This window comes from Streptomyces sp. NPDC040610 (genome assembly GCF_055594065.1).
The window spans coordinates 10,186-17,085 of record NZ_JBVIXA010000029.1 but is presented as its reverse complement, the minus strand read 5'-3'; the positions used below and the strand labels follow the sequence as shown (position 1 = coordinate 17,085).

The 6,900-nt window shown below is 71.9% G+C and carries 4 protein-coding genes; 2 read left to right on the top strand and 2 right to left on the bottom strand.

Going from position 1 to position 6,900, the window contains the following annotated elements:
- Positions 1 to 963 precede the first annotated feature (963 nt).
- Together ACZ6AA_RS40775 and ACZ6AA_RS40770 are read right to left on the bottom strand one after the other, a co-directional pair.
- The gene (locus ACZ6AA_RS40775) at positions 964 to 4,035 is read right to left on the bottom strand and encodes an NACHT domain-containing protein (protein ID WP_471463627.1); all 3,072 of its coding nucleotides are present in this window, start codon (positions 4,033 to 4,035) and stop codon (positions 964 to 966) included.
- Between the two features lie 41 nt (positions 4,036 to 4,076).
- Complete coding sequence (locus ACZ6AA_RS40770; RefSeq protein WP_471463626.1) at positions 4,077 to 4,388, bottom strand: trypco2 family protein; 312 nt, start codon at positions 4,386 to 4,388, stop codon at positions 4,077 to 4,079.
- A gap of 379 nt (positions 4,389 to 4,767) precedes the next feature.
- Here ACZ6AA_RS40770 and ACZ6AA_RS40765 point away from each other — a divergent pair, with 379 nt between their 5' ends.
- Together ACZ6AA_RS40765 and ACZ6AA_RS40760 are read left to right on the top strand one after the other, a co-directional pair.
- Positions 4,768 to 5,145: a hypothetical protein gene (locus ACZ6AA_RS40765; RefSeq protein ID WP_471463625.1), complete on the top strand. Its 378-nt coding sequence runs from the start codon at positions 4,768 to 4,770 to the stop codon at positions 5,143 to 5,145.
- A partial coding sequence (locus tag ACZ6AA_RS40760; protein ID WP_471463623.1) for a tetratricopeptide repeat protein occupies positions 5,142 to 6,900 on the top strand: 1,759 nt, incomplete at its 3' end. The genes ACZ6AA_RS40765 and ACZ6AA_RS40760, both read left to right, overlap by 4 nt.

Here is a 6,900-nt window from a genome sequence, read left to right as displayed (position 1 = left end):
GGGGGCGGCGCCCGCGTTGAGGAGTTCTGGATGATCCAGCACCTGCACAACGCGGCGCAACAACAAGCCTGACCCGCGCGGCCGATCACCGCACTCTGAGCGCTCACTTTTCGCCACGGCACTCAATAAGAGCCCTTTGAGCGCTCGCGATTGAGCGGGAATGGTCGGTTCCGGTCGAACGTGAGCACCTGAGTTCTGGCCCACGCTTTCACCGCCCAGGGAATTTCCAGGCAAAACGGATCTGTACCGGCCAGCCCGCCCGGCCACAGGAATGACCGTTCTGTCAACACCAGTACGAACCTGCAACGCCTCGCCCCACCGGGCGACCGGGCGAGCAGCCACCGCTCCGCCCCCGGCGGGGGCGTACCGTTTCGCCCCATGGCTCTGAACACAGCAGCCCTGACGGATACATCGGCGAGGCTGCTGCACGTCCGCAATGCCCGACAGTGGCGGAGGCTCTCTCGCTCCGAACATTCCGCAGGTCCTGATAGCCGGACTTACCAATAGCGCGCGGCCGCGGCGGCATCCACGAGCTGCTCGACACCGAAACCGCCCGGGCAACCGCCGACACCCTCACCACCCTCCACGACGAGCTCGCCGCTGGAACCGGGATTCCAGGGCCGGCAGTACGGCGAGCGATCCACACCGCCGCCCAGGCCCCCCCCGTTCGCCGGGTCCATCTGCACGCACCGGCAGGCCCGGGACATCCTCGGCAACCCGGCCCTGACCGTCTACGACAACCCGCACTCGTTCCTGATGCGCGTCTACAACCGCGACCGTGCCCTGTGCCATCGGCTCGATGTCAGTGACGCCCCGAGCCTGGACCGATGCAAGCCGACATGCGCGAACATCGCGCGCACCGACCGCCATGCCGACGCCCGATGAGGCGATCTGCCAAGGCGCATCCGGGTCAGAACAGCTTTGGGCCCTTCGCTATGTGATCGGAGGTCGCTGCCGGTCCGCTCACCCACGGAGCCACCGTGCGCTGAACCTGCGCATCCGTCTGCTCAATGTGCGGTCGTGGGCGAGGGCGTGCCAGGTGTCGACGCTGCGCGGGTCGCCGAGCTCCGCCAGGCCCCGGGCCGCCCCCACCCGGTCTCCGTCGTTCAGGTTGGGGTCGTGGGCGAGGGCGTGCAGGAGGTCGGCGGCGCGCGGGTCACCGACCTCCGCCAGGTTCTGGGCCGCCCCCACCCGGTCTCCGTCGTTCAGGTCGGGGTCGTGGGCGAGGGCGTGCCAGGTGTCGGCGGCGCGCGGGTCGCCGACCTCCGCCAGGCCCCGGGCCGCCGTCACCCGGTATGCGTCGTTCAGGTTGGGGTCGTGGGCGAGGGCGTGCAGGAGGTCGGCGGCGCGCGGGTCACCGACCTCCGCCAGGTTCTGGGCCGCCGTCACCCGGTCTCCGTCGTTCAGGTTGGGGTCGTGGGCGAGGGCGTGCAGGAAGTTGGCGGCGCGCGGGTCGCCGAGCCACGCCAGGCCCCGGGCCGCCCCCACCCGGTCTCCGTCGTTCAGGTTGGGGTCGTGGGCGAGGGCGTGCAGGAGGTCGGCGGCGCGCGGGTCGCCGAGCCCCGCCAGGTCCCGGGCCGCCGTCTCCCGGTATTCGCCTTTCAGGTTGGGGTCGTGGGCGAGGGCGTGGCAGGTGTCGGCGGCGCGCGGGTCACCGAGCCCCGCCAGGTCCCGGGCCGCCCCCACCCGGTATGTGCCGTGCAGGTTGGGGTCGTGGGCGAGGGCGTGCCAGGTGTCGGCGGCTGCTTGGCGTACGTGGTCCGGTAACCGGGTGCCCAGTCGTGCGAGCTCGTCGATGAAACGGGCGCCTGCCGGCGTGCGGTTCAGGTGGGGTTTCGTGAGGAGAGCTCCGCCGCGCCGCGGTGGCAGTGGGTGGGTGTGGGTGAGGTCGATGAGGAAGCCGACGTAGGAGGCGGCGGATTCGGGAGGTGGTGACCAGTACCGCCGTCCGAGAATCCGGGGCTTGGTCATATTGCCGTCGAGTCTGCTGTCTCGGGCTGTGTATCGGGCTGTGTGTCCGGTTGCGTCGTGCAGCGTCTGGGTGAGGGTTTCAGGCGAACGCGCGGCATGGCGGGCGGCCAGGTATTCCAGGAAGGTCTGGTGGAGGAAGACCAGGTCGTCGTCTGCGGGGGTGAGCAGGCCGCTGCGGCGCAGGCTGGTGTCGAGGAAGGTGCGCCAGGCGGATGCGGGGATGCTGTCGGGGAGTTGGGCGGCGGGGTGGGCGGCGATGATGTCGAGGGCGGGCGCGGTGTTGCCGCTCCAGCGTTGGGCGGCAAGGTGGGCGATCAGGCCGAGCAGGTGGTTCAGGACCTTGTCGGCGGCGGCGGCCGCGGCGGGACCGCGGCGGGCCATGTCGAGGGCGGTCTGGGCGCGCAGGCCACCGGGCCCCGGGTCGGCGTGACGTTCGTGCAGGCGGTCGATGAATCTGCCGTAGACGGCGCCGCGGCTGTCGGGCAGCGGCCGGCCGGGGTCGTGGGCGTACAACTGGCACAGCATGGCGGCGATCAGGGGGATGCCGGCGATGCCGTCCAGACCGACGCGGTGCACGGACGCGAGAAACGCGCCGACGGCGTGGTCCGGGTCGAGCAGGGCGAGGGTGGTGAACCAGCCGCGGGCCACCGCGGGCAGGTCCTCGGGACGGAAGGGCTGCAGGGCGAAGCGGGAGACCTCCGCGCCCAGGGCGGCGAGCTCGTGGTCGGGGGCGGGGCGGGTGGCGACGATGAACCGGTAGAGCTGCGGATGCTCGGTAGCCTGGGTCGCCAGGGCATCCAGCAGCCGCTTGCGGTCATGGGCCGCGGTGATCTCGTCGAGTCCGTCGATCAGCACCAGCCAGCGGGCGTTTCCCAGCGGGGCGGTGCGCAGGAGCTCCGCGGTCAATCCTGCGGTCAGCACGAACCCGTGCACCTCGGCAGCAGCGGCCGCGGCCAGTGCATCGAGGAACGGCCGGGGATCGGGCGCCCGCAGGTGCGCGGCCACGGCCGCGGCCTGCACCAGGACCGGCACCCAAGTTGCAGGTCCCTCCGGCGGTGGGGCCCGAAGCCGGTCGGCCAGTTCGGTCGTCCAGGTCCGCAGCAGGCTGGACTTGCCGCCGCCCGGCCCCCCGAGCACGATGCAGGTCCCCGGGCGCGCCAGGACCTCGTCCGTGCTCACCAGAACGCCGGACGCCTCCGCCGTACCGTCCGCTTTGTCCGGCGCGCACCGTGTCGGGTCGGCGCGTACCTGTTGGCGCAGGTAGACGGCGGCGAGCGGGGGCAAGGTGCCGGGCAGGACGCCGGGGTAGGGGTGGTCGCGGGCCGCCCGGCGGGCCGCGGCCAGGTACGCGCGCACCTGCCGCTCGGCTTCTTCCGAGGCGGGCGCGTCTTCGAGCCGTAGGTCGACGCGGTGTGCGCTGAGCGTGTCGCGAAAGCCCGGCAGGGGCGCGAACGAGGTGACCGGGACGGCGCCGAGCACGCTGGCGTCGGCAGCGACGTCGCGGTCGGTGGCCAGCACCGCGATGAGCAGGGGGCCGCAGAACAGGGCCGTGCCGGAGCTGCCGGCCCAGCCCGAGCCGCTGTCTAGGCGGCGGGGCACGATGCCCTCGTCGACATGGACGGTCAGCATCTTTGACCTGCGCGCCTGCAGGGGCTCTACCTTGCCGCGCACGGGCATGGTGTCGCGCCGGCGGTCCGGACGCTCCTCGGCGTCGGGGAACCCGACCCCCAGGCAGGCCACCCGGTCCTGCCCCGCGACCCGGCCGAAACGAACCGCGGACAAGGACAGGTCGGGGCGCCAACGCGGGTCGCCGATCACGAGCAGGGCCGCGTCGCGCTCGGGCGCGGCATCGATGTCCACCGGTGCCGCGGGCCAGCACAGCGTCGCTGCCAGCCACGGGGTGCTCTCCTGGTCCTCCAGCGGCCGGACCTCAACCGGATCGCCCGGCCCGATGCCATCCACGACGTGATAGGAGGTCAGCACCAGGCGGTCGGCGATCAGATAGCCGCTGCCCACCCGCCCTACGGCGGGGACCCACACCTCGACGACCCGCGTGACATCCATTCCCAGCCCCCGCCCTCACCCGCCCTTGGGGATCACCGCAGTCAGGCCGGGCGCTGTGACTTGGTGCCGGCGATACGCGCGTCCGCGCCGGTGCCCTCGATCGGCTGCAACGTGAGCTTGATGCGGTGGACGCGGTCGGCACTGACACCAGCACGGGCATCGGCGGACCACGGCAACACCAGGATCCTCGCCTTGGCCTCACCCTCCTTACGCACCTCGATGGAGAACTCCAGCTCCACCGGACCCGTGCGGAACTTCAGCGACTTGTCACCGCCCTCGTCCATCGCCTGCTGCAACTGGGCGCGAATCGCGCTGACCGTCTCACCGAGCTCCGCCCACGGACCCTGCGTCATATCTCCCCCAACGCCCCATGACAGCTGAGGAGTTCACCGTATGACAACCGCCATCCGAAAGCGGCTACTGGGCGGCATGCCGTTGGTTCCGCTACCCGCGGTCGCCTCGCTGCCCCCGGCCGACCCTCCAGACACAACGGGCGGATTGGATCGATCATGATGGTTCTGCAGGATTCCCGAGAAAGCATCATGATCCATCCTCGGAAGCGTGGCGAATCACCTGCCCAGGACCTTTGCGAGCCTTCGCGTACCGGGCAGCGGGGGATCTGGAGCGGGTGATCCCACTGCACGAACCGACGGCGACCGGGGCTCAGGAGATGACGCCAGGTGGTGTTGCAGAGGGGCAGACTTGACCATGTCTGCGGAGCGACCATGGGGCATGACGAGCTGGCGTAAGGCGTGTCTGGTGGCCCTCGCAGTCGTGGGTGTCGCGGCGGCAGTGGGGTTGGTCGTGGTGCTCTTGGCCGCCGATCTCAACACGGCCGCCGCGGCGGGCAGCGTGGTGGGTGCGGTGGTGGGTGTCGCGGCGACCTGGGTGGCGGTGGCGGCGTTGCTGCGCTCCTCGTCGACATCGGCGACGGTCCAGGCGGACAGCGGGTCGAACGCGGCGGGCCGCGACATGCGCAACCCTCAGGCTCGTGACACCGGGGTGGGCTCCGCGCCGCCTCCCGCCCCGAGGCCGGGGGTGTCCGCATCGGGCGGGTCGAACGCGGCGGGCCGCGACATGGAGGATCCGACCGCACACCGCGGCCTATGACGTCCTGGCACCGCCGCAAGCGGCCTGTCGAAGCCGACATCCCCACCACGGCGGCGGGCGTCTGGGCAACCTCGGGGTCCAATGCCGCCGGGCGCGACCTCGTCAACCCCGTAGCCGTCCACGCCGAGTACGCGCTGCCGCCGGAGGCGTATGCGCCGATCCCCGACAACGCTGCGGCCGGAGGGGTGTCGAACATCGGGACCCGACTGTTTGTCGGCCGCGTCGATGAGCTGGAGGCGCTGGAGGCGGCGTTCGCCCGGCCCGGCAAGGTCGTCGTGCACGCGGTGCACGGGCTGGGGGGAGTCGGCAAGTCGGCGCTCGCCGCACACTGGGCGGCCCGACGGCACGAGAAGGTGCGCTGGTGGATCACCGTCGACGACGCGGGCGTGGACGCGGTCAACGCGGGCGTGGCCGCGGTCGAGGCGGGGCTGGCCGCGCTGGCACGGGCGCTGCAGCCCGGACTGACCGGGCTGCCCGCCGAGCTGCAGACCGAACGCGCGCTGGCCTGGCTCACCGGACATGACGGATGGCTGCTCGTGCTGGACAACGTCGAGGACCCCCGGCACATCCGCCCGCTCCTGGACCGTGTGCCGGGCGGCCGGGTCCTGGTCACCACCCGCCGCGCGACCGGCTGGCACCACCAGGCCACCACCATCCACCTCGACGTGTTCGCCCCCGCCGAAGCACTCGACCTGTTCACCCGCATCCTCACCCATCACGGTCCCCGCGACACCAGCGGCGCCGACGCCGTGTGCGAGGAACTCGGGCACCTGGCCCTGGCCGTGGAACAGGCCGCCGCGTACTGCGCCGAGACCGGCACAAGCCCCCGCGCCTACCTGCACATGCTGGCCCGCTGGCCCGCCACGATGTTCGCCTCCGGCACCGCGGGCGGCCACTCCGAACGCACCATCGCCCGGATCTGGCACCTCACCCTCAACCAGCTGGCCGATACCCCCCTCGCTGTTGACCTCCTGCGCATCCTGGCCTGGTACGCCCCCGACAACATCCCCCGCACCCTGCTCCACGGCCTCGCCGAACCACCCCAGCTGGCCACCGCGATCGGCCAACTCACCGCCTACAGCATGGTCACCGACCACCACGACGGCACCCTGAGCGTCCACCGCCTCCTCCAGGCCCTCGCCCGCACCCCCGACCCCGACGACCCCCACCGCCTTCCCGAGGCCATCGACCACGCCCGCGACCAGGCCGCCGCACTCCTCTCCGACACCTTCCCCGCCGACGTCGACCACCCCGAAACCTGGCCCCGGTGCAGGGCCCTCCTCCCACACATCGACGCCCTCACCCACCACCACACCCCCGACCACGACACCACCCACACCGCCCACGCCCTCAACAGCGCCGCCACTTATCGAGTGGGGCAGGGCGCACTCACCCCTGCCATCCACGCCTTCCAACGCGCCCTCACCACCCACGAGCGGCTGCTGGGCGATGATCACCCCGGCACGCTGTCCTCGCGCAACAACCTCGCGTACGCGTACCTGGCGGCGGGGGATGTGGGGCGGGCGATCCCTCTGTACGAGCTCACGTTGGCGGACAGCGAGCGGGTCCTGGGCGGCGACCACCCTGACACGCTGGCCTCGCGCAACAACCTCGCGTACGCGTACCTGGCGGCGGGGGATGTGGGGCGGGCGATCCCTCTGTACGAGCGGACCCTGGCGGAGCGGGAGCGGGTCTTGGGCGGCGACCACCCCGACACGCTGGCCTCGCGCAACAACCTCGCGTACGCGTACGAGT

Coding starts and splice junctions, on each gene's coding strand:
- ACZ6AA_RS40775 (WP_471463627.1), bottom strand. CDS start 4,035: ATGGATGTCACGCGGGTCGTCGAGGTGTGGGTCCCCGCCGTAGGGCGG.
- ACZ6AA_RS40770 (WP_471463626.1), bottom strand. CDS start 4,388: ATGACGCAGGGTCCGTGGGCGGAGCTCGGTGAGACGGTCAGCGCGATT.
- ACZ6AA_RS40765 (WP_471463625.1), top strand. CDS start 4,768: ATGACGAGCTGGCGTAAGGCGTGTCTGGTGGCCCTCGCAGTCGTGGGT.